This is a genomic window from Tumidithrix helvetica PCC 7403, assembly GCF_965232925.1.
In the GTDB taxonomy this organism is placed as follows: Bacteria; Cyanobacteriota; Cyanobacteriia; order Pseudanabaenales; family Pseudanabaenaceae; genus Tumidithrix; species Tumidithrix helvetica.
Genome location: NZ_CBDDRA010000010.1, coordinates 1 through 24954 on the forward strand (window position 1 = coordinate 1; position 24954 = coordinate 24954).

Annotated in this window: 17 protein-coding genes; 8 read left to right on the forward strand and 9 right to left on the reverse strand. The window is 43.8% G+C overall.

Annotated features, from left to right (window positions below):
• Positions 1–371 precede the first annotated feature (371 nt).
• From ACP2WE_RS10895 to ACP2WE_RS10915, 5 genes are all read right to left on the reverse strand, one after another.
• Positions 372–836 (reverse strand): AAC(3)-I family aminoglycoside N-acetyltransferase, encoded by a 465-nt coding sequence (locus ACP2WE_RS10895; protein ID WP_425215716.1) that lies wholly within the window; start codon positions 834–836, stop codon positions 372–374.
• A gap of 156 nt (positions 837–992) precedes the next feature.
• Positions 993–1517 carry a DUF1993 domain-containing protein gene (locus tag ACP2WE_RS10900; protein WP_425215582.1) on the reverse strand — a complete coding sequence of 175 codons (525 nt, stop codon included), beginning with the start codon at positions 1515–1517 and terminating at the stop codon, positions 993–995.
• Between the two features lie 237 nt (positions 1518–1754).
• The gene (locus ACP2WE_RS10905) at positions 1755–2558 is read right to left on the reverse strand and encodes a hypothetical protein (RefSeq protein ID WP_425215583.1); all 804 of its coding nucleotides are present in this window, start codon (positions 2556–2558) and stop codon (positions 1755–1757) included.
• A gap of 313 nt (positions 2559–2871) precedes the next feature.
• Positions 2872–5112: a PhoX family protein gene (locus ACP2WE_RS10910; protein WP_425215584.1), complete on the reverse strand. Its 2241-nt coding sequence runs from the start codon at positions 5110–5112 to the stop codon at positions 2872–2874.
• A 323-nt stretch (positions 5113–5435) separates the two neighbouring features.
• The gene (locus ACP2WE_RS10915) at positions 5436–6872 is read right to left on the reverse strand and encodes an energy transducer TonB (protein WP_425215585.1); all 1437 of its coding nucleotides are present in this window, start codon (positions 6870–6872) and stop codon (positions 5436–5438) included.
• A gap of 245 nt (positions 6873–7117) precedes the next feature.
• Here ACP2WE_RS10915 and ACP2WE_RS10920 point away from each other — a divergent pair, with 245 nt between their 5' ends.
• The 3 genes from ACP2WE_RS10920 (at position 7118) to ACP2WE_RS10930 (ending at position 10440) form a co-directional block, all read left to right on the forward strand.
• The gene (locus ACP2WE_RS10920) at positions 7118–7780 is read left to right on the forward strand and encodes a MotA/TolQ/ExbB proton channel family protein (protein ID WP_425215586.1); all 663 of its coding nucleotides are present in this window, start codon (positions 7118–7120) and stop codon (positions 7778–7780) included.
• Positions 7767–8165, forward strand: coding sequence for an ExbD/TolR family protein (locus tag ACP2WE_RS10925; protein WP_425215587.1), 399 nt, complete (start codon positions 7767–7769; stop codon positions 8163–8165). The genes ACP2WE_RS10920 and ACP2WE_RS10925 overlap by 14 nt, the downstream gene beginning before the upstream one ends.
• A gap of 142 nt (positions 8166–8307) precedes the next feature.
• The gene (locus ACP2WE_RS10930; protein ID WP_425215588.1) at positions 8308–10440 is read left to right on the forward strand and encodes a TonB-dependent receptor plug domain-containing protein; all 2133 of its coding nucleotides are present in this window, start codon (positions 8308–8310) and stop codon (positions 10438–10440) included.
• Between the two features lie 234 nt (positions 10441–10674).
• On the opposite strand, the gene ACP2WE_RS10935 is transcribed toward ACP2WE_RS10930, so the two are convergent.
• The 3 genes from ACP2WE_RS10935 to hemE form a co-directional block, all read right to left on the reverse strand.
• Positions 10675–13446, reverse strand: coding sequence for a valine--tRNA ligase (locus ACP2WE_RS10935; RefSeq protein WP_425215589.1), 2772 nt, complete (start codon positions 13444–13446; stop codon positions 10675–10677).
• A 293-nt stretch (positions 13447–13739) separates the two neighbouring features.
• Positions 13740–14687, reverse strand: coding sequence for an NAD-dependent epimerase/dehydratase family protein (locus tag ACP2WE_RS10940; protein WP_425215590.1), 948 nt, complete (start codon positions 14685–14687; stop codon positions 13740–13742).
• 225 nt (positions 14688–14912) lie between these two features.
• Positions 14913–15947, reverse strand: a complete 1035-nt coding sequence (gene hemE / locus ACP2WE_RS10945) for a uroporphyrinogen decarboxylase (protein ID WP_425215591.1) — start codon at positions 15945–15947, stop codon at positions 14913–14915.
• Between the two features lie 187 nt (positions 15948–16134).
• On the opposite strand from hemE, the gene ACP2WE_RS10950 reads away from it, so the two are divergent.
• A complete protein-coding gene (locus tag ACP2WE_RS10950) occupies positions 16135–16545 on the forward strand; it encodes a c-type cytochrome (protein ID WP_425215592.1) in 411 nt (136 codons plus the stop codon).
• On the opposite strand, the gene ACP2WE_RS10955 is transcribed toward ACP2WE_RS10950, so the two are convergent.
• Positions 16546–19752, reverse strand: a complete 3207-nt coding sequence (locus tag ACP2WE_RS10955) for a response regulator (RefSeq protein WP_425215593.1) — start codon at positions 19750–19752, stop codon at positions 16546–16548. It abuts the gene before it with no gap.
• Between the two features lie 600 nt (positions 19753–20352).
• Here ACP2WE_RS10955 and ACP2WE_RS10960 point away from each other — a divergent pair.
• The 4 genes from ACP2WE_RS10960 to ACP2WE_RS10975 are packed head-to-tail and all read left to right on the forward strand — an operon-like array spanning position 20353 to position 24856.
• Positions 20353–21621 (forward strand): two-component system response regulator, encoded by a 1269-nt coding sequence (locus ACP2WE_RS10960; protein WP_425215594.1) that lies wholly within the window; start codon positions 20353–20355, stop codon positions 21619–21621.
• A 44-nt stretch (positions 21622–21665) separates the two neighbouring features.
• Positions 21666–22946, forward strand: coding sequence for a hybrid sensor histidine kinase/response regulator (locus tag ACP2WE_RS10965; protein WP_425215595.1), 1281 nt, complete (start codon positions 21666–21668; stop codon positions 22944–22946).
• Positions 22947–23002: 56 nt separating this feature from the next.
• Positions 23003–24097: a hybrid sensor histidine kinase/response regulator gene (locus tag ACP2WE_RS10970; RefSeq protein WP_425215596.1), complete on the forward strand. Its 1095-nt coding sequence runs from the start codon at positions 23003–23005 to the stop codon at positions 24095–24097.
• 12 nt (positions 24098–24109) lie between these two features.
• On the forward strand, positions 24110–24856 hold the full coding sequence (locus ACP2WE_RS10975; RefSeq protein ID WP_425215597.1) for a 4'-phosphopantetheinyl transferase family protein: 747 nt from the start codon (positions 24110–24112) through the stop codon (positions 24854–24856).
• The last annotated feature ends 98 nt before the right edge of the window (positions 24857–24954 follow it).

Genomic DNA, 24954 nt, shown 5'->3' on the forward strand with positions numbered 1-24954 from the left:
CTTAGGGAAAAGGTAGACCAACTTCTAGCAGAATTAACTCCCCAAGTTATAGCATCGATTACTGGATATCCTTTCATTTTGGAAGCCCTATCTGTTGCCAATATAATTTAAATTGGTATCACTTACTTGTAGATAGTCTTCCATACTCTTTTTTAGAAATATAAGGCATCGCGGCAAGGCAAGATTCATGCTTTCCACAAGCCTAGTCTTGATTGCTATACTACGACAGAATAAAGCTAACCTAACATGCCAAAGAAATTGCTTGAGCAGTTCGATCTACATTAAGGGCACATAATGGGAAAGTACTGCCTAACGTTCGCGATCGCCAGACTCAGGCAACCCCAACTAAAAGCTGGTGTACTCCAAAGTTGTTATGCATCGTCATCGCTGCCCGCAACAGCAATATCAAAATGAAGCACTTCTTCGCGTGTCCCAAGCTTCGTGTAGAGTGCAATTGCAGGGTCATCCCCGATGTCTGCCTGTACAAAAATAACATAGGCTGCTCGTGCTACAGCGATCTTCTTTAATTCCTGAATTAATGCAGTAGCAATGCCTTCGCGTCGATGCGCTGCTGCTACAGCCAGATCGTAAATATAAATTTCACTACGCTCCTGCTCAAACTTCTGGAGTTCGTAAGCAGCGATACCTCCGACTACCGATCCATTTTTTAACGCTGCAAGCGCGATGAAATTATCGCTATTTAGCAACCGCTTGAGATAGGCATTGCTTGGACGAGACGAGTTATAGGTATCGACTTCATCGAAAGCCTCACCAAAGGTAGCCAACATCCCCTCCATAAGTGTCAGGTCGTTGGCGGAAAGCTGACGAATGCTCATTGGATCGGGGGATGACATGTTCTACCTATTCGTTGGAGCGACATAGAAAAGTATTGAGTAAGCATGAATAGCGATTAAAGCGATCGGAATTAGTCGCCTTGAACTCACAACTAGAGCGTTATTTTGCTCGATTCACTTCAGTATTATGCATCAATATTATGCATCACCTTGGTGCTTTACAAAGGGTACCAAATGCATCATAAAATCGCGTTTTCCTATTGGTGCTCCTGCCATCCGCAGGATGTCGTAAGCCGTCGTCAGATGGAAATAAAAATTTGGTATCAAAAAATCATCTACATATGAGAATCCAGATAATTCTAGGTATAGCCCTTGTCCGAGATTGATTCGCTTGATCTCTGCAAGCTTAGTATCAGCAACATCGATCGTTGTCAGCAGTTCCTGAGTAGATGAAATATGACTGCGAGCCTCAGCTAAAGATGCTACGTCAGGGTTCAGGTTGTTCTCCGACTGCCCTAAGCACCACAACGCGAAGTTGCGAGGCTGATTGCAAGTAAATGCAATTTGTGTGCCAAAAGGCAACATATCGGGCGCTATGCGGCACTGCAATATAGACGCCACATCGTCTGCGAAATGACTCTCCACTATCTTTAAGAGATGACCCAACGTATCTAGTCTAGAACTGAAGATATTTTGTAGCGCTACGATCTTCTGGCTTTCCATAGGATTTCTAGGAGTACAAGTTTTGAAGTATAACGGTTGAGCTGAACTGCATTCGCTATGCTAAACGATCAACTAGAAGTCGTTATACCATGATATGGTGCAGTTACAGCTACCTGCTTACTTCTCATCAAGTCGTTAGCGATCGCTTATCAAGCTCAAGAATATGTCCAGTTGCGGGCAAAGACTCATTCCCATGTAGTGCTTAGAATTCTAGGTAATTTAATCCAAAATCCTCGATCACTCGCCGACAAAACCACTAATTTCCACAACAACGGTTTTGAGCGGAATTCTAGCTTGATATTGTAATGGCTTATGGGTATCAATTCTGTGCTTGCTTTGGCTGTAGTTTGCGGTTTCTAGAAGTTGGCTCGACTGATTCCATACCCATAAATTTTTACGGTTAAAATAGATGAGAACTTCTCCACATCCACTAAAAAATTGTCCCCCTTGAATTTTTATTTCGCAATGTTGGGTTGGGGTGGTGAGCTTAACAGTCCCCCAATCGATAAAGAACAAGTCAGGAGAAGATTCAGCAGACTTATCTTCTAGGGTTTTACCTGTATTTCGATCGAGTACTAAGACCCCACTGCTATCAGCGACAAAAATAGTGTTATCCGTAAAGATCGTGCCTAGCAAAAATGGAAATCCATTGTAGGAATGAATATTTACAGGCTTTTTATAGCTACGTTCGATCGCTTGGTTGGCTAGCCGTTCGGGTAAAGATCTCGTCCAAAGAATTTTCCCTTGTTTTCGATAACTGACGCTTGCTAAATAATAGTTGTAATAATCACCTTCTTTCCGAGTCGTGATATTCCATTCTAAAGATGCATCTGTGGATAAGTCAGCACTAAGAATTGAAGATGATTTTGGCAGCTTTACACAGCGACTCAGCAATGTATCGAATAATAAAGGTTCGATTTTTTGGATATTGCCCAAAACTGGAGATATGACAATAGACAGAAACAAAGTAAAGACTCCCAAAAGAGGAATCTTCCCCAAGCTTCTCCAATAAATCAGAAGGTTCTGTCGAGATAAAGTCATAGGACATTCTTATTGCCTGTGAAAGTCTTGAGGAGAGCGATCGCTCTCCTCAGCCACTGGGAAATAGCAAGCTAACGGTTTATCCAAATTTCAGGCACATTGTACTGGCTTGAGTTTATACCAATTTCATGCCAATTTTACTTAGATTTGCAACAGATCGAGATTTGAAGACCGCGCGGAGCGCGGTCTTTCAAAAAATAATGCGTCGCATTACTTTTTGAAAATGGTATTAAACGTAAATCTCCAATACATTACTGCTCAATCGCCCGTAGGGGCAATTCATGAATTGCCCCTACGGGGGAGGACAAAGAATCTAAACAGTCAGAGGGTCATTATTGAGCTTGCGAATCGCCACGACAGCAGGTTTAGGTGGTTCGTTTGGCTTTAAGCTTGGCCAGTTGGAACCCATAGGAACTTTGCGGGTTTGCATAAATTCCTTGCCATCTGTCGTGCGCATCGCCATTTTCCGAGATTCAAATGCCATATCCTTTCTTGTGCCTTTCACTTCACCGGGATGCTGTACGGAAAGGAATAGGGTCTGTTGATCGCGGGAAAAGAATGGTCCCGTCGTTTCGCATTCCACTGGCCCAAACCCAAATAAGAAAGCTTTGCCTGCATCAGCACCAGAGGTGGGAATAAACCAAATGGAACTATTGCCATATAGCCCACGCAGGTTAGACTGGCTGACAGGTTTGCCTTCTTTATCTTTGCGACTAGGAATGGCTTTGTTGTATTTATCGCTTGAGATATCTGTGACCATCCAGAGATTGCTATTGCGATCGATCGCAATATTGTCAGGATTTGTGAAGCCCTGTCCGCCATCAGCAGGTTCTCCACCCGTCGCAATCATGCGCCAACGGAATTTCATCGCTTCTGGGGCATTATCATCTTCAGCTAAGCGCATAATCCAGCCATGCTCGTGAGCTTTGCCATCACGACCCTTAAAGATGCGTAGATCGGGACTGCCATCGCTAGCACTGACGGAACCAGAGGTAAAGGCGATAAACAGAGAACCATCCGATGCAATTTTCGTGTCTTCGGGACGAGCGGTGCAGGTTGCACCCGCAGCATTCGCAGCATAGTGAGCGTCGATTAAAATTGCGCCTTGCTTTTCGCGATCGCTACCGACATACAGATCGCCCAAAACCTTGAACTTAGACTTAAATTCGGCAATCTCTTCGTCTTTAGTTGCCTTAAAAGAACCACCATCGGGACGTTTGGGTAGGGGCAACATTTTGCCCGCTAAGACGCTGGGTTTATCGGGATTGACGGGTGTAGAGGCTTTGAGCGGAATCCAGCTACCCGTGCCATCAGGATTAAATTTTGCCGTGTAGAGCATGCCTGATTCCAGAAGTTTGGAGTTAGCTTTGTCTTGCGGATCTTTGACCGCATCCTTACTGACGAATTTATATAGATGGCCACCTCGGCGATCGCAGCCTGAATAAAATGCTAAGGGTTTACCTGCCTCGACGCGAATACCTACGGCTTCATGGCGAAAACGCCCCAGCCAAGTATGCTTTGTGCCATAGTCATCAGGATTTGCAGGATCGATTTCTACAACCCAGCCATACTTATTCCCTTGCAGCCCAAATACGTTCCCCAGACCGACAAATTCGTCTTCATCATTTTTGCCGAGTTTCTTTTTACTGGGGTCAAAAGAAGTACCATCGGGCATCACTGGTTCGGGGACTAGAGCCTGAAAATTTTCTTCGGCACTTAAAACAGTTCCCCAAGGTGTCGTGCCACCCGCACAGTTACCGAACGTGCCAATAACGAGATCGCCTAACTTGTCAACATAGCCCAGTCCTTCTTTTTTGCCAAACACTGCGGTTGCGGGACCAGTGGTTTTGAGATAGCGATTGTCAGCTAATCCAGAGATACCCGTAACGCGGCGATCGGCTTTGGAGTAAGTGCGAACCCATTGACCATCAGCATCGCGACGTACAGAAATCACGCCAATTCCAAGATCGATCATGGCTTCTTTGGCGATCGCCTCTAACTTCGCTCTCATTGGGTTGCCATTTCCCAAGACTAAAACATTGACACCCTCTTCACCTGCTTCCTTGAGTGCAGTTGCCATATCCTTAAGTGGAAGGGGCTTGCCAATTACCTTTTCAAAGCTTTGCTCCCAAGGAGTATTGCTGATGTATTCAAAATTAACGGTCAAATAGCCTTCATCTTTACCTGTTTCAATCAGAGAGAGGTAATCGTTGTTGTATCCAAAGCGAGAGTCTCCCACTTTATCACCCCATGCCGCCACGATATCGTAGGTAAAGCCTTCGGGTAAAACGAGATCGTCTACCACTTCAAAGGTTTTATAAGATTCAATTTGCTTTGACTTAGAGATACCTGATGTTTCTAAGGGCATTGGCCCTTTGATGGGTTTAAAGCTTAAATTAGAGGAGGTAGCTGCAAAAGCTGCTCCTTCTGGCTCAGATCCCATAAAGGGCATGGAGAATGGCTTGCTTGATTTAGAACCTGGGATAGCATCGAATAAAATGGTTCCTGCTCCTGCACCCAGAAATAACAAGAAATCTCTACGTTGGATTGTCATACTGCCTTTCTCTTATTAAATTGATTCGCCTAGCGACTTATTTTGTTGATATTTACAAAGCACAAACCTAGCGCGATAGAGCCGCGCTGCTTGCGATCGATGCAAACACATTAAACTTTATCGCTACCAGTTTAAGAACAGGTAAACCTATGTTTATGCGAAGCTAGAATTAGTGATTAAACTAGAGCCTTTCCCAATTCAGAGCTTCGCCATTTGAGCCGAAGTCAATATTGGGACTTTAATTTATGGCAAATCCCTGAGCACGATACGCAACAGAATTCCAATTACGCTTGCTGATGTGTTTTGGCTTTTCTCTCATTAACTCATTTCTGTCCGCTTCTACTCCCTGTTGTGGGTAGAGGAGTTGTTGGTGAAGAGGGTTCAGCAGGTACGCCTAGCTTACTTTCAGGATTGGGTGGCTCTACAGCAAGCGGTGGCGGACTCGTGATGGCTGTGGGTGGCTGTACGATAGGAGCAGGTTCAGTAACAGGTGGTTTTGTATTGTCTACATTAGGCAGAGGCTTAGAAACAGGTTCAGAAGAAGGTATTGGCTTTGCTATTTCATGGTTAGGTGGGTTAGGTAATGGCTTAGTAATAGGCTCAGGAGAAGCGGTTGGTTTCGCTATTGCGGTTGGGTTACTAGGGGGTTGAAGTGGCGGAACTTCTTCTACCTGTCGTTGCTCTAATTGCCTTCTCTCCTGACTACGCCTTGAATAATCTGAGTTCTCAATTTGAAAATTAATTCTGGCAGGAATTGCCTGTTTGCCACTTTGGGAGGGATCGAATTTCCAATTCCATGCTGCCCGTTGTGCGGCCTCATCTAGCTCGGCATGACCGCTGGAATTGAGCAAGCGAACATTAATTACATTGCCATTTGCATCAACGTCAACAGCAACCTTGGCTTCCCCCTCTAAACCACGCTCTCTGGCATTGCTTGGATAGTCAGGTTTCACACAGCTCTGGCAACGGATTTTACTATTACTTGATGGGTTGTTGGATGGATTTGCTGTAGAAGTAGATTGCGTTGAGGAATTGTTAGGTGATGTCGTCTTAGATGTTGAATTAAGGTTGCCCGTTGGGAGTCCAAATGGAATGCCAAGTTTTCCGAGGGCACTACTTGGCGATCGCCCATTTCCTAGAGTGTTTGTTCGATTACCTGTTAGTCCCCAGCCTATTCCTGATGTATTTTTACCAAGTCCATTCGGAACAAGGCTACCCGATCCTTTTCCAATAAATAGATTCGGTAAGTTTGGTGCGACCACGATCGAATTTGGTGCGGTATTCGATAAAATTGAATTGGGATCTTTGACAATATCTTTGGCAGCTTCAGCAGGCGTTTTGCTGTCCGTTGATTTGTCTGTATCTGTTGGAGTGAAGTTACCTGCCCCTTTAGCTGAGTCGATCGCAGTGCTTAGAGAATTGGGATTGCCAATCATCGATAAAATATCTAGATTAGCAATGGGGACAAAGGCGATCGCTTCTTGAGGTGTTTCAACTTTGAGGATATCTGGAGTAGGTTCGTTTTGGGGCTCTAAAGGCTTCTCAACAATTCTTACTTCCATTAACTCCTCTTGTTGAGAATCGAAGGAGTTACCAAGTTGTCCACCAAAATTTGGCATTGCTGTAAGGGTGGCAAAATGTAACGCAATCGAACAAGGAATGCTGACGGTCACAAAAATCTTTAGAGATTTCCATTCGCGATCGCGTTGCACATTAGCAAGTTGTGGGCGCATTTCTTGTTCTTTCTCAGTAACATTCATAATCAGGAATCCGCAATGTTTAAAAGTTATTAGAACTTAGCAATGCTTCCATCTAGACCTCTACAAGCAGTACAGGATTAGATCAATGTATGAGCTTGCGTAGTAGCTGTCAAGTTAAATACAGCAGCAAGAAGTTTGACAGGCTGTCAAACTTTTAATAGGCGCAAAAAAACGATATGGTAAATAACCGATCGAAAATTTAATCTGTGGTGTTTTACATTCTTTATTTGTGTTTCTAACATTTTATGGACATTGGACGAATTTTTGTTTCAGGTGGCGTTGTCATGTACCCCCTGACAGGATTTTCGGTCTTGGCAGTGGCGCTTGCTGCCGAACGGATCAAATTTTGGCTCACAATTAAGCGTAAGCAGAAACGTTTTGTGCGCGATGTTTTAAAAACCTATGCAAGCGATCGCGACACTGCCTTAGCAAAGCTACAAAATAATTTGCAATTTCCGATCGCTAGGATTTTTTTGGCTGCAATGGAATTAGAATATCCGAATCCTGAGGAATTTCGACTTGCCCTTGAAAGCGAAGCCCAAGCAGAAGTCCCGATCCTCAAACGATTTAATACTGCTTTTGAAACAATTATTAGTCTTGCGCCTTTATTGGGTTTATTAGGGACTGTATTGGGGCTGATTACTTCCTTTGCCTCTCTAACGCTTGGTGATGTCGGTGGAAGTCGCACGACAAACGTCACGGCAGGAATTAGTGAAGCTTTAGTTTCTACAGCTTCGGGATTAGTTGTGGCGATTTTCACATTGGTCTTTGCAAATACATTTCGCGGATTTTACCAACAAGAAATTGCGCTCATCCAAGAATATGGCGGACAATTAGAACTTCTCTATCGCCGTTATTACTACGAACCAGAAACCCGCTCAAAAAAGGAAGATTATGCGACTCCCTGAAGAACCCGAAGCTCCTTTTCAAATTAATATCATCCCGATGATTGACGTGGTGTTTGCTATTCTGACTTTCTTTATTACAGCAACTTTGGTTCTCAATCGCACAGAGGGGCTTCCAGTCAGCTTACCTCAAGCCTCTACGGCAAAATCACAAGCCCAAAATAAAGTTGTCGTTTCTTTAGATGCTCAAGGCAATTTATTCTTAAATCGTCAGCCGATCGCCTTAGATCGCTTGGAAGCACAGGTGCGATCGCTGATGAATCAGGAAAAGCAAAATATTGTTGTGATCAATGCTGATGAGAATGTTACCCATGGCAAAGCCGTCGCTGTAATGGATCGCATCCGCAAGATTGAAGGTGTGAAATTGGCAATTGCAACGAAGAAGTAGAAACGATAAAGACTCTGCAAGTTTGACTCTCTGTCTTTTGACAGTAGTTCTCAAGATATTCAATAATGAAAAACCCTGCTTGATGCTCTTATTTTAATGACATCTGAGCCTAGGGATCAAAACTGTGAGGAGTTGAGTAGATATGAAATGTATGACGTTGCTAGTCTTAGCACCTAGTGTTGCTGTGGCTATTTTTAGCATTGCCGAAACGACTTGGGCGGAACCAATCGTTGAAACGCAGAAAATTAATCAAAAAACAAACCAAGATATTCAAGTTTTAACCGCAGGTGAGTTGCGATCGCAAGTTTCTCAACAAAGTTCTAGTTTATTGCCTCCTAAGCTTGATTTTAGTTTTCCGCTTAAAACTGAGACTGTAGCTCAAACAAAACCTGAGAGCGATGAAATTCAACTGGACGTAACGGGTAAGAAGTCACCATTTTCTCCCACTTCTGCACCAGTCTATGTTGTACCTAAAGAAGAAATCCAGAAGCAAAATCCTAGTACGGCATCAGAACTTTTGCGAAGCTTACCCGGATTCGCGATCAATGACTATGGGTTTGGTGCAGATATCCATACGGGGACTTTTTTGCGCGGATTTGCGATCAACCAATCGGTATTTCAAATTAATGGACGTTCCTTTGGTAGTAATGTTAATACCTATCATGGTGGAACCGATCTGAATGGTATTCCCGTTGATGCGATCGAACGTGTGGAGTTAACAGGTGGAACCAGTGCCACCCTTTACGGCTCGGAAGCCTTTGGTGGTGTTATAAATCTCGTGACCAAAAAAGATCCACAGCCACTCAAAGCAACTGCTGGTATTGAGTTGGGTTCCTATGGCTTTCAACGCTACCGTGTTGGCTATGGTGGCACGGTGGATGGCGTGAACTTCCGTTTGGGCTACGAGCGTTTCTCAACAGATAATAACTATCCTGTGCCGATTGGGGCTGCTAACCGCAATCCTGCTGATGGCAGGCTTTTTAATGGCGATACTCGTCTCGATAACTTTTATGGTAGCCTTGAAACTCCGATTGATGCCCGCAACTCTTTTAGCATTGATGCTTATAAAAGTGCCAGTCGTCGAGGGCTCCTTTACTTTGGCTTTCCATTACAACGCGATCGCCTAGATCACGAGCTAACGAATGTGGGTGCGACATTGACAAGTCGTCTGGGCAGTGGCGACGAGTCAATCTTGAAAACGACCATTGCATTCAACCAAGATTTTTTTAATACCTATGGTCCCTCAGGTGTATTTTCTCGCACAGGCACTTTAGATTCACAAGTACTGAGTGGTCGTGTCGAACATCAATGGCAACTAGCAGCTAACAACAAACTTACATGGGGATTTGATGTTAACACGAATTCCATTCGCGGAGATGTTCTCAGTAGTGTTCCTGCTTTAAGCTCTTTAAATGGAACTGTTAATCGCAATCGCTCTCTATTTGCTCTCTTTGCCCTGAATGCATGGAAAATTGATGACAACTTTCAATTGGAAGTTGGATTGCGTCAGAATTTCACAAGTGACTTTGGTAGCTATCTCAATCCTACCATTGGAACGAGATGGAATCTTACACCCGATATTGCTTTTCGCAATAGTTTTGCAGTGCTTCAGAGAAACCCCGGACTGGATCAGCTTTATGTGTTTGATACAGTTCATGGTTGGTTTCCTAATCCCAATCTAGTCCCCGAACGTGGTGTAGCATGGACGGCTGGTTTTGATGTAAATGTGACTGATACTTTCCTCGTTCAGTTAACTTATTTTGGGAGCAGTATAAGCGATCGGATCAGTACGATCGCGACTGGAGCAGTGACTCAATGGCAAAATATTGGACAAGTGAATACCAATGGTATTGAGGCAGCCCTCAAATGGAAAATCACGCCTGAGTTCTCATCATTCCTCAACTTTACCTATACTGATGCCAAAATCACCAGTAGCAAAACAGCTTCTGAAGTTGGCTTGCAACTGGCAACAGTTCCCTACTCCGTTGGTAAGTTAGGCGTTAGCTATGAGTCCAATGGCTGGCAAGCAAATCTATTTTTTAACTACTATAGTGGTTCGCGCCGTGCTGTCTTTGCTCAGGGTACAGCAGGACAGACAGCTACCGACTTCTCCCCTGCCTATCTAAGCCTTGACTTTAATGCGAAAGTTCCACTAGCTAAAAATGTAGCACTGACGCTCAATCTAGAAAATTTGACGGATCAGACCTATGAAAAAACCAATCGCATCTATCAACCTGGTCTAACCTATCGAGTAGGTGTGCAAGCAAGTTTCTAGCCCAATTAGTAGTGCAGGCAAGATGCCTGCACAGGTTTGAGTTCTGCGCTACGAGTGGGTTTTCAAAAAGTTGTACCGCAGCTTTTTTGAAAATGGTATAAGGTTCGCTATAGCGATCGCCAGAGAGGTTAAGGCAAAATTCTCCTCGCTCGTTGAACGGAGGTTGGTGAGCATTGTCAAAGTAGCCTAATCTATCCGATTAGACTTAGCTACGTTTTCTATAAATGCGAACTGCTATAGTTGCTCCAAACGCGATCGCAAGATTGTTTGTTGTTTGAGGAATTCTTCGAGTTCAGCCTGAGCTGTTGCCACGACTTCAGGGGGAGCTTTCTTCACATAACCTTCGTTGTTTAAACGAGATTGTAGAGAAGCGATCGCACCTTCCAACTTAGTCAGACTGCGTTCTAGTTTGCTCTTTAACTGGGCAATATCGACCACACCTGTGAGCGGAATGATCGCTTGCACTGTCCCAACTACGCCCACAATCGTTTGCTCTTCAGTTTGTTCCGAAGCAACAGGAGACGAGGTTTGAATCGTTAGGGTTTCTACTCGAGCTAAATCGAGGAGATAGGTTTGACCCTCTGCGAGCAGTTTCTGTTCGCGATCGCTTTCGGTTTGCAAGATGACGGTAATCTTCAAGCTAGGCTTGATTTCAGCTTCGGCTCTGAGGTTGCGAATTGTGCGAATTACCCCTGTGAGCAGCTCAAATTGTTCTTCTAGTTGGGGATCGATTACATTGCGATCTGGTTCGGGATAGGCTTGTAAAGCGAGGACATGCTTTTTATCTTCAGTTTCGGCGGGATTGAGGATTTGCCAAATCTCTTCTGTGATATGAGGCATAAATGGATGCAGGAGTCGCAGGATTCCATCTAAGACGTAGGCAAGGGTTTGTTGGGCGACTTGACGAGATTCAAGTTTGGCAGAATTCGATTGAACTGTAGGATCGTCTTGCAGTTGTAAGCGAGACTTGACGAGTTCGATATACCAATCGCAAAAATCACCCCAAATAAATTCATAGAGACCTTTTGCAGCTTCGCCCATGCCATATTGCTCGAGCTGTTGCCGCGTCTGTTGCACCACTTGATGGAATCGCGAGAGAATCCAGCGATCGCTTAATTCTAGGTTGGGATTTTCTAGGAATTGGGGAGGGATAGGGCTGAGATCGTCGTCCAAATTCATCAAGACAAATCGCGAAGCATTCCATAACTTATTGGCGAAATTACGAGCTGCTTCCACATTGGAGGATTCATCGGTCTTGCGATTGTAGTCTAGGCGAATATCTTGGCCCGCACCTGTCACCTCTCTCACGAGGGCAAAACGAAGGGCATCGGTTCCATATTTGTTGATCAACAGGAGCGGATCGATGCCATTGTTCTTAGACTTTGACATCTTTTGATTGTTCTCATCCCGCACCAGTCCGTGAATATAGACGGTTTGAAAAGGAATTTTTCCTGTGAATCGCTTTGCCATCATCGTCATCCGTGCCACCCAGAAAAAGATGATATCAAAACCCGTCACCAATACGCTGGTTGGATAGAAAGTAGCTAAATCCTGCGTTTGTGCGGGCCATCCTAGGGTGGAGAATGGCCATAACCCCGAAGAGAACCAGGTATCTAAAACATCGACATCGCGTTCTAGGGTAACTTCCTTGCCATGCTTTGCTTGCGCTAAGGCTAGGGCTTCCGCCTCGTTATGTGCGACAAACACATCGCCAGAGGGCGTGTACCAAGCAGGAATTTGATGTCCCCACCATAGTTGGCGAGAGATGCACCAATCTTTGAGTTTTACGAGCCAATCGCGATAAACTTTTCCCCAACGTTCGGGCACAAATTGAGGGGAGTTGTTCTGGTCGAAGTCTTGTAGGGCACTATCTGCTAGAGGACGAATCTTGACAAACCATTGTGTAGAGAGAAATGGTTCCACGGGTACTTTCCCTCGTTCGGAATAGGGAACTGTGGTCAGATAGTCTTCAATCTTGTCCAATAGACCGAGAGATTCCAGCTTCGCTACCACATTCTTTCTGGCGACAAATCGATCTTGCCCTTTAAATTCGCCACCATTCTCATTAATGGAACCATCTTTATTGAGGATGTTAATCGTGGGAAGATTGTGGCGTTTTCCTAGCTCAAAGTCATTGTAGTCATGGGCTGGCGTAATCTTGACGCAACCTGTGCCAAATTCGCGATCCACATAATCATCTCCTACAATCGGGATCTCGCGATTCATCAATGGAAGTGTTACAGTTTTACCAATTAGATGTTTGTAGCGATCGTCATCAGGATTCACGGCTACGGCAGTATCCCCCAACATCGTTTCTGGGCGCGTGGTTGCTACCACTAGATAGCCACTTCCATCTGTAAGCGGATAGCGGAAGTGCCATAAATTTCCTTTGACTTCTTGATTGTCAACTTCCAGATCGGATACGGCTGACTGCGAAGAAGGACACCAGTTTACAAGGTATTCACCTCGATAAATCAAACCTTCTTTGTGAAGGCGAACGAATGCTTCGGTTACAGCCTCCGAGAGGCCAGCATCCATCGTGAAGCGTTCTCTCGTCCAATCTGCAGATACACCCAAGCGGCGGAGTTGATTAACTATTGTACCTCCAGATTCGGCTTTCCATTTCCAAGCTCTCTCAAGGAATTTATCGCGTCCTAACTCTTGTCGCTTAATTCCTTCTTTTTTTAATTGCTTCTCTAAGAGAGCCTGAACAGCGATACTGGCGTGATCTGTGCCAGGGAGCCAGAGCGTATTAAATCCCTTCATGCGATGATAGCGAATCAGAATATCGATCAATGATTCCTCAAAAGCATGTCCAGTATGAAGGCTACCCGTCACATTGGGCGGTGGAATCATAATCGAATAAGCAGGGCGGCAGGATGCATCCCCGTTAGGGCGATCGCTTTCGGCTTCCGCAACAAAGACGCCTTGCTCTTCCCAATACTTTTGCCATTTGATTTCGGTTTCATGGGGGCTGTATTGCTTGGGCAGATTATCGATATTCATAGCGAATTTGTCACGAATTTGGATAGGGTTGATTCAGCGAAGGTTGGAAGAGCTACATGTTCGGTTAGTAAAGTTTGTTTTGAGATTCTAGGATCTCTCCATTGGTTACTACTGCGAACATACTAGCCAGAAATCCAGTTCTCTCCCCTACCCTGCGGAAAGTCGCTTCGCGACTAGTGCAAGGGGAGGGTTAGAGTAGGGTAATTATCCCATCTCACAAACAATGCTGGATCTGTGAATAGATTAGCTATTGGGGTAAGGAGATCGGACTTAGTGTAAACAGATTCTTAAACTTACTTTACCTCAGCAAATAGATTTGTGATGCGAGGATATTTAGAAGTTAGACCAAAGGTTTCAGGAGTAACGACATCATAGGTAAGGTGGCGCAACTTGACATTAAAAAGATCCCATTCTGCCACTTCAATTTTAAATAATTTAATGATTAAGTTGATCAGCGTTGGTGAGAGATCGATCTGCCAGCCAATGCGCTTTTGATACAATTCGCAAACCTCAGCGATCGCACCATTTACGGTTGACTTTGGCATCCCCATCACTAGGCGCGTGGGTAGATGTTCGCAGAACTTTGGCTGATCGGCCGTCAGTAAATAGGTAATAATTTGGGCAATGTCGCTACCATGGATGAAATGAAAACTACCCTCACCTTTGACAAATCTAATATATTTCACATACTTAACAATATCTTTTAGCCCTGCCGAGATATGGGAATAGGGCTTATCTGCTGCCCCACCAAAGACCAAGGTTGGAAATACGGTAATTAGCCGCTTGCTGATCGGAGAATTTTCCAAATATTCCAAACAGTCGTATTTAGAGCGAATGTAGTCTGTACCGATCGTTCCAGCCTCTTTGAGCAGTTGATTGTGAGAATCGAGAATGCTTGCCGTAGAAAAATAAATGGCGCGATCGCACACTTCAGGATCTAAAGCATCAAACAATTCATGGGTCTTGTGCACGTTGGTTTGAAATACCTCCTCTGTGCCACCCCAGCAGGCTGCCGTACTCACGACATAGTTCATGGTAGCAAGTAAAGATTTATATGCCCCAATGTTACTCATATTGTCTTCGATCACCGTTACCCCCGATCTAACGCTGAGATCGGTTTTGAGCTTGGCACGATTGCGCACGAGCAGATAAAGCTCATAATCGGTCTGATGTAGCAAAGACTCTACAAGATAGTGACCCACACAGCCACTCGCACCCGTAATAAAAACTTTTTTTGCCATATTTAAATATCTAACTCTTTCTTCTCCCCCCTTTTTTAAGGGGGGCTGGGGGGGATCAAACACTGAAACCAAGCAGCAAAAACTTATATATACCTTAGCTCGTTGTAGGGGCAATTCATGAATTGCCCCTACAACGGAGAGACTGGGGGATGATCCTCAAAACAATAACGGGAGCGCAGCCATTGCGCCCCCATCTAAAGAATTATGTTGCAATCCTCGGAGCAATTAAGCCAATCCTTTGACCGTCTCAAAAAAGAAACGAGCATTTTCTTCGGGCGTGGTCGATAAAATGCCATGCCCCAAATTCATGATGTGACCTTTATTTCCAGCTTTTTGCACCACTTCTAAGATGCGCTCGCGGATATAACTTTGATCGGCAAAAAGAACGCAGGGGTCGAGGTTGCCTTGTACGGGAATGTGGCGACCAATGCGATCGCGCGCTTCGGCAAGATCGACTGTCCAGTCAACGCTGATAATATCTACACCAGACTTAGGCATGCGGTCTAGCACCCCAGCACTGCCACTAATGTAAAGAATCATCGGTGTATCGGGGTATTTTGCCTTGACCTTATCTACGACGATCTTTTGATAGGGCAGAGCAAAATTTTCATAATCCGTTGGGCAAAGATGTCCTGCCCAAGAGTCAAACATCTGTACCACTTGAGCGCCGCACTCAATCTGGTGGATCACATAAGTACCAACCATCTCGGCGAGTTTTGCCAAAAAGCTATGGACGATCGCTGGCTCTTTGTAGGCCAATGATTTGATTACCGAATAATCTTTAGAACCTTTTCCTTCAACGGAATAAGCAGCCAATGTCCAAGGTGCGCCAACAAAGCCGAGGATCGTCGCTTGGTCTTTAACTTCTTCTTTGATCGCGCTTAAAATTTTACGAATAAAAGGAACCGCAGTATCGGGATCGAATTCCTTAAGGGCATCAACCTGCGCTTGGGTGCGAATGGGCGACGCGATAATTGGCCCTTTACTTTCAATAATGTCAAAGTCGATCCCAATTCCTGTAAGGGGAGTGAGAATGTCGGAAAACATAATCACGCCATCAGGCTGGAAAGCACGAAATGGCTGTAAAGAGATTTCGGCGGCTAATTCAGGAATTTCTGAACGCTCTCTAAAGGTTGGGTATTTATCACGCAGATCCCTATACACCTTCATGTATCTACCTGCTTGGCGCATCATCCAAACTGGCGGACGATCTAGCACTTCGCCTCGCGCAGCTCTGAGTAGGCGATCATTGCCTCCCATAGTTAATTAATCCTAATTCACTTAAAATCTTGACATTGATTATTATGTCTTAATCTGGACGCTCTATAATAAATGATCATAAGTGTTTGTACTTTCTTTAAGATATGTTATTTAGATTAAAGTTTTCTTGTGATTTCTCAATTTCTGCTTTGATTGTTCTTTAACCCACTGGTTCAGTGATTTTGCTGTGAGTAATGACGGATTAAATTCAGCTACTGTAGCTCAGCCAGAGTTAGCCCCATCGCCTCAACAAGGACCTCATCAAGGGCTAGTGATTCTTGGTACAGCCCTGGTTTCGATCGCGATCGTCTTAATGTTGTGGTTATTTCGCCCTCATACCGACCCTTATACTGAATCTGTTTTGCAACTCGATGGCGATGCCAATAATGGCAGATCGATGTTTGTGATGAATTGTGTTGCCTGTCACGGACAATGGGCAACGGGCGAAGTCGGCCCGAGTTTGCGGGGGGTATCTGAGCGTTTATCGCGATCGCAACTCATCCATCAAGTTGTCAGTGGCGAAACCCCACCCATGCCAAAATTTCAACCAGAAGCAAAGCAAATGGCAGATCTTTTGAGCTATTTAGAGCAGTTGTAATTAACCAGCATATTTTTGGCGATGTACTTCTAGTGATTGAACTACAAACTGATATTCCTGCTCAATACTAGGAACGATCTCCATTAAGTTTTGAACTGTAGCTTCTTTAATTTCTCGCTCAACGGTTTTGCATAACGCTGCTAGCTCTATTGCCCCAATGGATGCGCTAATCGATTTGAGCGTATGGACAGCATTGGATAGATTTGTGACATTGAGTGAATTGCTGAAATCAGTGTAAGTAGCAATTTGTGCCACAAGTTGCTGCGAATCATCTAAGTAGATGTCGATCATTTCAACAACACTGGCATCATCTGCCATATTCCGAATTGCCTCTAGGGCCTTAACATTAATTGCTTCTGTTTTGTTCAGTTCGGCGGGTATATGTTTGGTCATACTAGGCTGGTTTTGCTGGGCGTTAGAACTTTCTGGACTCATTGCAACCATCGTACCCATCCTTACATCCTGAAATTTCTTTAGTGCCGCCGCTAATTGCTTAAGCGCGATCGGTTTGCTAAGGTAGTCATTCATGCCTGCATTCAGACATTGTTCGCGATCGCCGCGCGTAGCATTTGCGGTTAAAGCAATAATATATGGAGATTGATAGTCACTGTCCCTTTGGCGAATATACTGTGTTGCTGCCAACCCATCCATTCTCGGCATCTGGATATCCATCAAAATTAGATCGTATGCTTTACGATCTAATGCCTCAATTACAGCAAAGCCATCATTGGCAATATCTGGGCAATATCCTAGTTGTTCGAGCATTAAAATCGTGAGCTTCTGATTGGTGGCATTATCCTCAGCCAACAAAATTTGTAAAGAAGGTTGTAGATTTGTATTTTGTTCTTTGTCCTGACACAAGGGAACCTGTATTAATGCTTCTTCTTTAATGGGAAGCTCTCGATCTTGGTCTGCAAGCGATTGGATCGTTTGACTGGAAAGTGCTGCGCCATAAATTGTAAAGTAAAATGTCGATCCGCGATCGCCTACTTTTTCTATACGATCGTTTACCCATATTTCCTTTTTCCAATTTAAAGGTGGTTCGCCCTCAATGCAACCGTTGCTGACTACCCATATTCTTCCTCCCATCATTTCTACCAATTGAGCGCAGATTGCAAGTCCCAAACCTGTGCCTCCATATTGCCGCGTGATCGAAGCATCCACTTGGCTAAATGGCTGGAATAATCGGTTTAGCCGATCGCTCGGAATGCCAACACCAGAGTCTTGGATTGCAAACTGGATTTCGTAGGCTTGAGAAAGAGGATAGTAGGTATCTAATATAGTTTTTACCACAGCTATATGCGCTTGTTCGGTCAATAACTCGCTTAGCTTCGTCGCCGTAACAGAAATGTTTACTGCGCCTGATTCTGTAAATTTGATGGCATTGCTGACTAAGTTGATTAATATTTGTTGTAAACGCGTCGCATCTCCAACAATATAAGCAGGTACCTGGGCATCAAGCGTAAATTCTAAGGATATTCCTTTCTCATTTGCTTTCACAGAAAGTAGGTTGTTTACCCTTGCTAAACTTTTTTTTAAATCTAAAGGTCGAATTTCTAATTCTAAGTTACCTGATTCTATCTTTGAGAAATCCAGAATATCATTGATAATCTTGAGCAGAGAATGGCCGCTATCTTGAATGGTAGTTGCTAAATCTTGTTGTTTTTTGTTCAAATCGGTACAAAGTAGTAATTCTGTCATGCCCAGCACCGCATTCATCGGCGTGCGAATTTCGTGACTCATTGTCGCTAAAAATTCACTTTTTGCTAAATTAGCCGCTTCGGCCTCTCCTTTAGCTTGCTTGAGCGCCTTATTTTTAATTGCTAACTCCTGACGTTGTTCGGTTTCGTGAGCTAACAAACTTGCCTGAGCCATGGCGATACCCACTTGATCTGCGATCGCTTCGAGCAGTTCGACCTCATCTTCCGTCCATTCCCGAAAGCGATCGCACTGTTGCAGACTAATCAAACCATTGGGCTTTCCTAGGTAGGAGGTACGCACTGCCAACAAAGATTTCATGTCGCCCAAGGGTCTAGTTAGCTCTAAAAGTGGATCGGTAAAGACATTATTTGCCACAACAGCGCCATCTTGTGTCAAGACTTTTTGCGCGTGAAAATTCCCTTCAATCGGTATAGTCAACTCGATCGCGGATGAATAACCAGGTTCTAAATACTCGCAGACAAAAGGCATTTGCGGTGTTGGATCGGATACATAACGGTGAACTACGCAGCGATTGACAGCAAATGTCTGACCAATTTGGGTTACGGCGACGTCAAGTATCTGATTAATATCAAGACTCTGGCGAATTTCGTCGACGATCCGCTTAAGGAGTATCGATCGCTGGAGTTGTTTCTGTAACGCGATTTCTACCTGCTTGCGTTCCGTAAAATCTTGGTTAATCACTAAAACAAACTCTACAGAGCCATCTTCCGCATACTCAGGTAAAAATCGAGAGAGATAGCTTCTTTGTCCGATAGTGGTAGGAAAATCATATTCAATTTCTTCTTGTTTACCCGTATCAAATACCTTATTTAGGCAACTGTTCCATAGATTGACATAATATGGTGGGAAACCAAGCTCTTGGTATGTTTTACCGATAAAGTCTTGATGGGCAATCGGAACTAGATTTTCAATGCGAGGGGTGACATAAACAAACCGTAAATTTCGGTCATAGCGGCAAGTGATATAGGGAGAGTTTTCGGCAAGGGTTCTAAAGGTGCGATCTTGGTCAGACTCGCAGTTTGATGGAACTGATTGCGGTACTATGCGATCGCTAACTTCATTTCCTAATTCGAGATTTTGTGTTTCAAGTTTCTTTTTGAGGCACTGCAATGACAAATGCATATCTACCCGAGCCAACACCTCCTCAACCTCAAATGGTTTGGCAATAAAGTCCACACCGCCTGCTTTGTAGGTCTTGCCTCTTTCCGCTATATTTTGTACATCGTCAAGAAAAATAATTGGAATCTCGCTGGTTTTGACTTGAGATTTTAACTGCCGACAGACCTCAAAGCCATCTATCTCTCCTGACATTCTCACATCCAACAAGATCAAGTCAGGGCAAGAATGAGCGATCGCTTTTAATGCCAATTTTCCTGACAAGACAGTTTGTGGGGTATACCCTTGTGCAGTCAACAGGCTTGACAAAAAAGCAAGGTTTTCTGCCTGATCGTCAACCACCAATATGCCGATCTCATTTTTATTCATGGGCGATTTTGCTCACCTTTGCCTTTAAAGCTAATGATGCCCTCCAGTAAAGTCAAGGTTAAAATCATTTATAGCAATTTCTCGGATAAGATTCGGATAAAATTCGGGCGAGATATACATATTTTATATCTTCTTGATGAAGGTGTAATATTTCTTGATAGGCTCGATCGGGGCTTAATACATGCTAGGCTTAGACAGTAGATGAAACCAAAGATGAAACCAAAAGGGGAAGATTGGTTTTAATCGCTAACATCATCTAAGCATTAACTATGCTTTGAGGATTGGGCAAAAAATGATGCCCTCTCAAACTTAAAATAGTCAGGAAAGTATTGTTGCCTAAAAGCTATACTTGAACCAATCGTCTAGGCTTTAATTTTAAAATCCATAATTAACAGGCTTGTTAAATCAACCCTAAAATTGCGTCAAAATCCCGCAAAACAATCCAAAACTTGGGTAGACTAAAGCATTAGATAAATTCAATGTTTAAGATTGTAGATGCGTCTAAGCTTTCGTCAATTAGCGATCGCCCATCCAAAATATCTTTCCTTGTCGTTCATTTTAATTTAGTACGTAAGTTTCTACCTTGAGCCATTTCGACTAATGAGCACCAATCAAAACGCTACATTTGAAATCCCTAAAGAAAATGAAGCAAGCATTCTGATCGTAGATGACACACCTTACAATTGCCAACTGCTCTCTACGATGCTATCGAGACAAGGATATAAAGTTCTCAAAGCCGAAAATGGAGAAAAAGCACTGTCTCTAGTCGATCGAGACATTCCAGACTTGATCTTATTGGATATTCGGATGCCTGATTTGAGTGGTATTGAGGTCTGTATCCGTTTAAAAGATAATCCCACGACTGCTGATATTCCCGTAATCTTTATCAGTGCCATTGATGAGGAATCTGATAAGGTTGAAGCCTTTTCAGTGGGTGGGATTGACTATATTAATAAGCCTTTTCACCTTGCAGAAGTTTTAGCACGCGTACAAACCCACCTCAAAGTTCGTACCTTACAGGCACAGTTACAGGAGCAAGCCATGCTCTTAAAACGCCAAAACGTTAGCCTTCAGAAAGAACTTTCAACGCTTTTGGGGATCGATAAATCACTCCATGAAGATTTGTTGTTAGCCTTAGAAAGACAGCAACTACAGCTTTACTATCAACCCATCATCGATCTCGATACAAAAGCGATTCGAGGGTTTGAGGCACTGATTCGATGGCAGCATCCCGAGAGAGGGTTTATCTCTCCGTTAAATTTTATACCCCTTGCCGAAGCAACGGGTCTGATTAATCCCATTGGCAAATGGGTGATTCATCAGGCTTGTTCGCAGCTTTATCTTTGGACTCATCAATTTCCAGATTCCTCAGATTTGACAATCAGCGTCAATGTATCGACCAAGCAATTGGCTAACCCAGACTTGATCGAGCACGTTCAAAAAGTTTTACAAGAAACTCAAATCGCGCCGAATAGCTTAAAGCTTGAAATCACTGAAAGCAGTGTGATGAGCGATCCCGATCACGCCATGCATATTTTGTCAAAGTTACAAGATTTGGGCGTGCAGTTTTATATGGACGATTTTGGTACGGGGTATTCTTCGTTAAGACGGCTGAATGATTTTCCCATTGATGTCTTAAAGATTGACCAATCTTTTATCAGGCAAGAGGAATGGGTTGTAGTCAATGCCATATTAATGCTTGCCTTTGCTTTAGATAAAGAAGTAATTATAGAAGGCATCGAAACCGAAGAACAATTGAAGGCTTTAAAAACTTTGGGCTGTCGCCACGGACAAGGCTACTTGTTTAGTAGACCTCTAGATGTTGAAGGGGCAACGCAATTATTGGCTAAGCGATTGAATATGAAATAATGCCAGTTCGAAATCTTGCTTGGTACACTGGATAGAGCTGCTAAATGGATACGAGTCAAGACATCAGAGAGCCAGCTTTTGGTGCAAGTATTCTCATTGTTGACGATACACTGAGCTACTTGGAACTTTTAGCTACAGTCTTGACAAAGCAGCAATATCGGGTAAGCCGAGCTACAAATGGGTATATGGCTTTAGCCATGGTAGAAAACGAGCCCCCCGATCTGATCTTGCTAGATATTCGCATGCCTGACCTAAATGGGTTTGAAGTTTGCACTTGGCTCAAAAAAAATCAAAAGACTAGTGAAATTCCCGTCATTTTTATTAGTGCTGTTGATGATGCGATGGATAAAGTAGAAGCTTTTTCGGTCGGTGGCGTAGATTTTGTGAATAAACCTTTTGAATTGGTGGAGGTGCTGGCTCGGATCGAAACCCATTTAAGGCTGAGATCGCTGCGATTGCAGTTACAGCAACAGAATATTACACTGCAAACTTCGGCGTCGATTTTATCAAGGGCTCTCGATCAAGAGAGAGAATTGAGCAATCTCAAATCTAACTTTATTTCACTGGTTTCCCATGAATTTCGTACCCCACTCACTACGATTCAAAGTGCGGCTGAGTTGCTCGAGCATTATGAATGGTCGCGAGAGGAACAGATCGAGCAGCTTCATCAAATTCAGTCAGAAGTCCAGCATATGACTGAGCTGATGGAAGATGTTTTGCTGTTTAGCAAAGCTGAGGCTGGAAAACTGAAGCTCAAACTGTCGTCGGTAGATTTATGTAAATTTACAGTGCGCCTTGTAAAGCAATTTCAACTGGGTATGGGTCGCCATCATCATATTAACTTGTTGGTACATAAGCTCTCAGATGTTGACTCAGGGGTTAACAGCGTGGAGAAGATATCGTGTTTCTATGATGACTTATCGCTCAAGTCTCAAGATAGTATCCATGAAGATGTTGTAGAGGCGATCGCGCTGGTCGATGAAAAACTATTACGTCAGATTCTCACAAATCTTCTGACGAATGCCGTTAAATATTCGGGCAAAGGCAGTGAAATTGACTTTGAGCTGACTGTCTCCAAAGATAGTGCTACTTTCCTAGTTTCCGATCGCGGCATAGGGATTCCTGTGGAAGATCAGCCCCATCTATTCACTTCGTTTTATCGCGCTCACAATGTAGATAATATTCCTGGTACTGGACTAGGGTTATCAATTGTTAAACGGTGTGTTGATATCCATCAAGGTACAATAGTCATGTCTAGTCAATTAGCAAGGGGAACCTCATTTACAGTTGTTATTCCCCTACATATCGAGTCACTTGAGGACTGATGTGTCAATCGATATGTCAGTAAGGGCAAGGATTTCTTACAAGCAGGTGAGAGGGTATGAAAAAGATCTTAATTATTGAAGATAGTCAAACGGTCTTAGATAATATGTCTAAGATGCTAAAAGCAGAGGGTTTTTGGGTGGTTACCGCTGAGGACGGTGAAGTTGGGCTAGAACTAGCAAAAAAGCATCTTCCTAACCTGATCATTTGTGATGTGATGATGCCCAAACTTGATGGTTTTGCTGTGCTGACATCCTTGCGTCAAGATCCGACGACTGCGACGATTCCATTTGTCTTTTTAACGGCTAGATCGTTTAAAGATGACATTCGCCAAGGCATGACTCTCGGATCGGATGATTATTTGACTAAACCTTTTACGCGTGATGAGTTAATTGCCGCGATTCAGGCCCAGCTTAAAAAGCAAGAAACGATCAGCAATTTCTTTAGACAAAAACTGGATGGGCTTCGGAATAATATTGCCCAGTCATTGCCCCATCAACTCCTCTTTCCTGCGATCCAAATTATTGGTCTATCTGATATTCTCGTGCAAAACTCCCATGCCATGGAACCTCATGAAATTCCAGAAGTTGCTAAGCGCATTGGCAAGGCAGGAAAGGATTTGCATGACATGATTAAAAAGTTTTTGATGTATGCAGAAATTGAAACCATCGATCTAACTTCCGAGCAGGGACAACAGTTGCGCAAAGCAAAAACGACGTTCGCTGAAATTGAAATTTCTAATCTTGCTAAGGAAATTGCTAAAACCTTTGGTCGATCTCCCGATCTGGTTTTGGAACTAGATGGTGCAACCGTACAAATCTCCGATCACTATTTAGAGGCGATCGCTAGAGAACTTATTACCAATGCATTTAAATTTTCCGCCCAAGGCTCTCCTGTAAAAGTGATGAGTGCGGTTGACGATGACAAGTTTATTTTGTCTGTCGTCGATCGAGGGCAAGGGATTTCTGAGGAACAGATTGCCGATTTAGGTGCTTATATGAAATTTGAGGAGAAACTCTATGCTAAGCAAGGAAGTGGTTTGGGACTAGCGATCGCCCAACGATTAGTGGAGTTGCATGAGGGGAGCCTAGCGATTGAGAGTATTCTTTACGAGCAAACCACTGTAACTGTGACCCTACCCATTGCTGCTTAAAAAGCGATGCAAATGAAACTGGCATCTTTACAGGAGATCGGCTTACCATCTAATGAAGTTCACCTTTGGTATGTCGATCTTCAGGTATGCGATCGGCTATTAGAACTCAAAGCTACCCTATCACTTGACGAACAACAACGCGCCGATCGCTACAGATTCGATCTACATCGTCAACGCTTTATCCTTGCACGAGGTCATCTACGCCTTATCCTTGGTCGCTATTTAACTATTCAACCCGCGCAAGTGCAATTTACCTATAGTCCCTCGGGAAAACCTCAATTAGCAGATCGTCTCTGGGAGGCTTCTACCATGGGTGCTGGGAATTTGGAATTTAATCTATCCCATGCCGAAAATCTGGCGGTTTATGCAGTAACCTGCAATCGAGCGATCGGGGTTGATGTTGAGTACCAGCAACGCTCTATCGAAGATGTGGAACAATTGGCGCAGCGTTTTTTTAGCAGTCAGGAGTCCGAGAGGCTCAGAAGCTTAGCACCAAAAGAACAGCAGGAGCTATTCTTTCAGATCTGGACGCTAAAAGAAGCCTATCTCAAAGCAACGGGAAAGGGGTTAGTCGATTTAGAGAGGGTACAAACTGATTGGCAGGGGGAAAGATTGATGGGTTTGATCTTTCCCGAGCGCGAGCAGACTTGGCAGGCTCATCAGTTCCAACCCCAGCCTAATTACGTAGCAGCCTTGGTTGTTGGTGGTGCGATCGAGCGATTGATTGAAATCGTTCCTGAAGGTGCGATCGATGCTTAATAAAACTCCTATCATTCCTGTTAGATGTATTAAAAGTAAGGGCGAAATTCTCATAGTCACGGTATTCCTTCATGCAAGATCTACCCAAACGAATGATT

What these genes read in the sequence shown, in the direction of transcription:
- ACP2WE_RS10895 (WP_425215716.1), bottom strand. Translation starts at nt 836, where the DNA reads ATGAGCATTCGTCAGCTTTCCGCCAACGACCTGACACTTATGGAGGGG.
- ACP2WE_RS10900 (WP_425215582.1), bottom strand. Translation starts at nt 1,517, where the DNA reads ATGGAAAGCCAGAAGATCGTAGCGCTACAAAATATCTTCAGTTCTAGA.
- ACP2WE_RS10905 (WP_425215583.1), bottom strand. Translation starts at nt 2,558, where the DNA reads ATGACTTTATCTCGACAGAACCTTCTGATTTATTGGAGAAGCTTGGGG.
- ACP2WE_RS10910 (WP_425215584.1), bottom strand. Translation starts at nt 5,112, where the DNA reads ATGACAATCCAACGTAGAGATTTCTTGTTATTTCTGGGTGCAGGAGCA.
- ACP2WE_RS10915 (WP_425215585.1), bottom strand. Translation starts at nt 6,872, where the DNA reads ATGAATGTTACTGAGAAAGAACAAGAAATGCGCCCACAACTTGCTAAT.
- ACP2WE_RS10920 (WP_425215586.1), top strand. Translation starts at nt 7,118, where the DNA reads ATGGACATTGGACGAATTTTTGTTTCAGGTGGCGTTGTCATGTACCCC.
- ACP2WE_RS10925 (WP_425215587.1), top strand. Translation starts at nt 7,767, where the DNA reads ATGCGACTCCCTGAAGAACCCGAAGCTCCTTTTCAAATTAATATCATC.
- ACP2WE_RS10930 (WP_425215588.1), top strand. Translation starts at nt 8,308, where the DNA reads ATGAAATGTATGACGTTGCTAGTCTTAGCACCTAGTGTTGCTGTGGCT.
- ACP2WE_RS10935 (WP_425215589.1), bottom strand. Translation starts at nt 13,446, where the DNA reads ATGAATATCGATAATCTGCCCAAGCAATACAGCCCCCATGAAACCGAA.
- ACP2WE_RS10940 (WP_425215590.1), bottom strand. Translation starts at nt 14,687, where the DNA reads ATGGCAAAAAAAGTTTTTATTACGGGTGCGAGTGGCTGTGTGGGTCAC.
- hemE (WP_425215591.1), bottom strand. Translation starts at nt 15,947, where the DNA reads ATGGGAGGCAATGATCGCCTACTCAGAGCTGCGCGAGGCGAAGTGCTA.
- ACP2WE_RS10955 (WP_425215593.1), bottom strand. Translation starts at nt 19,752, where the DNA reads ATGAATAAAAATGAGATCGGCATATTGGTGGTTGACGATCAGGCAGAA.
- ACP2WE_RS10960 (WP_425215594.1), top strand. Translation starts at nt 20,353, where the DNA reads ATGAGCACCAATCAAAACGCTACATTTGAAATCCCTAAAGAAAATGAA.
- ACP2WE_RS10965 (WP_425215595.1), top strand. Translation starts at nt 21,666, where the DNA reads ATGGATACGAGTCAAGACATCAGAGAGCCAGCTTTTGGTGCAAGTATT.
- ACP2WE_RS10970 (WP_425215596.1), top strand. Translation starts at nt 23,003, where the DNA reads ATGAAAAAGATCTTAATTATTGAAGATAGTCAAACGGTCTTAGATAAT.
- ACP2WE_RS10975 (WP_425215597.1), top strand. Translation starts at nt 24,110, where the DNA reads ATGAAACTGGCATCTTTACAGGAGATCGGCTTACCATCTAATGAAGTT.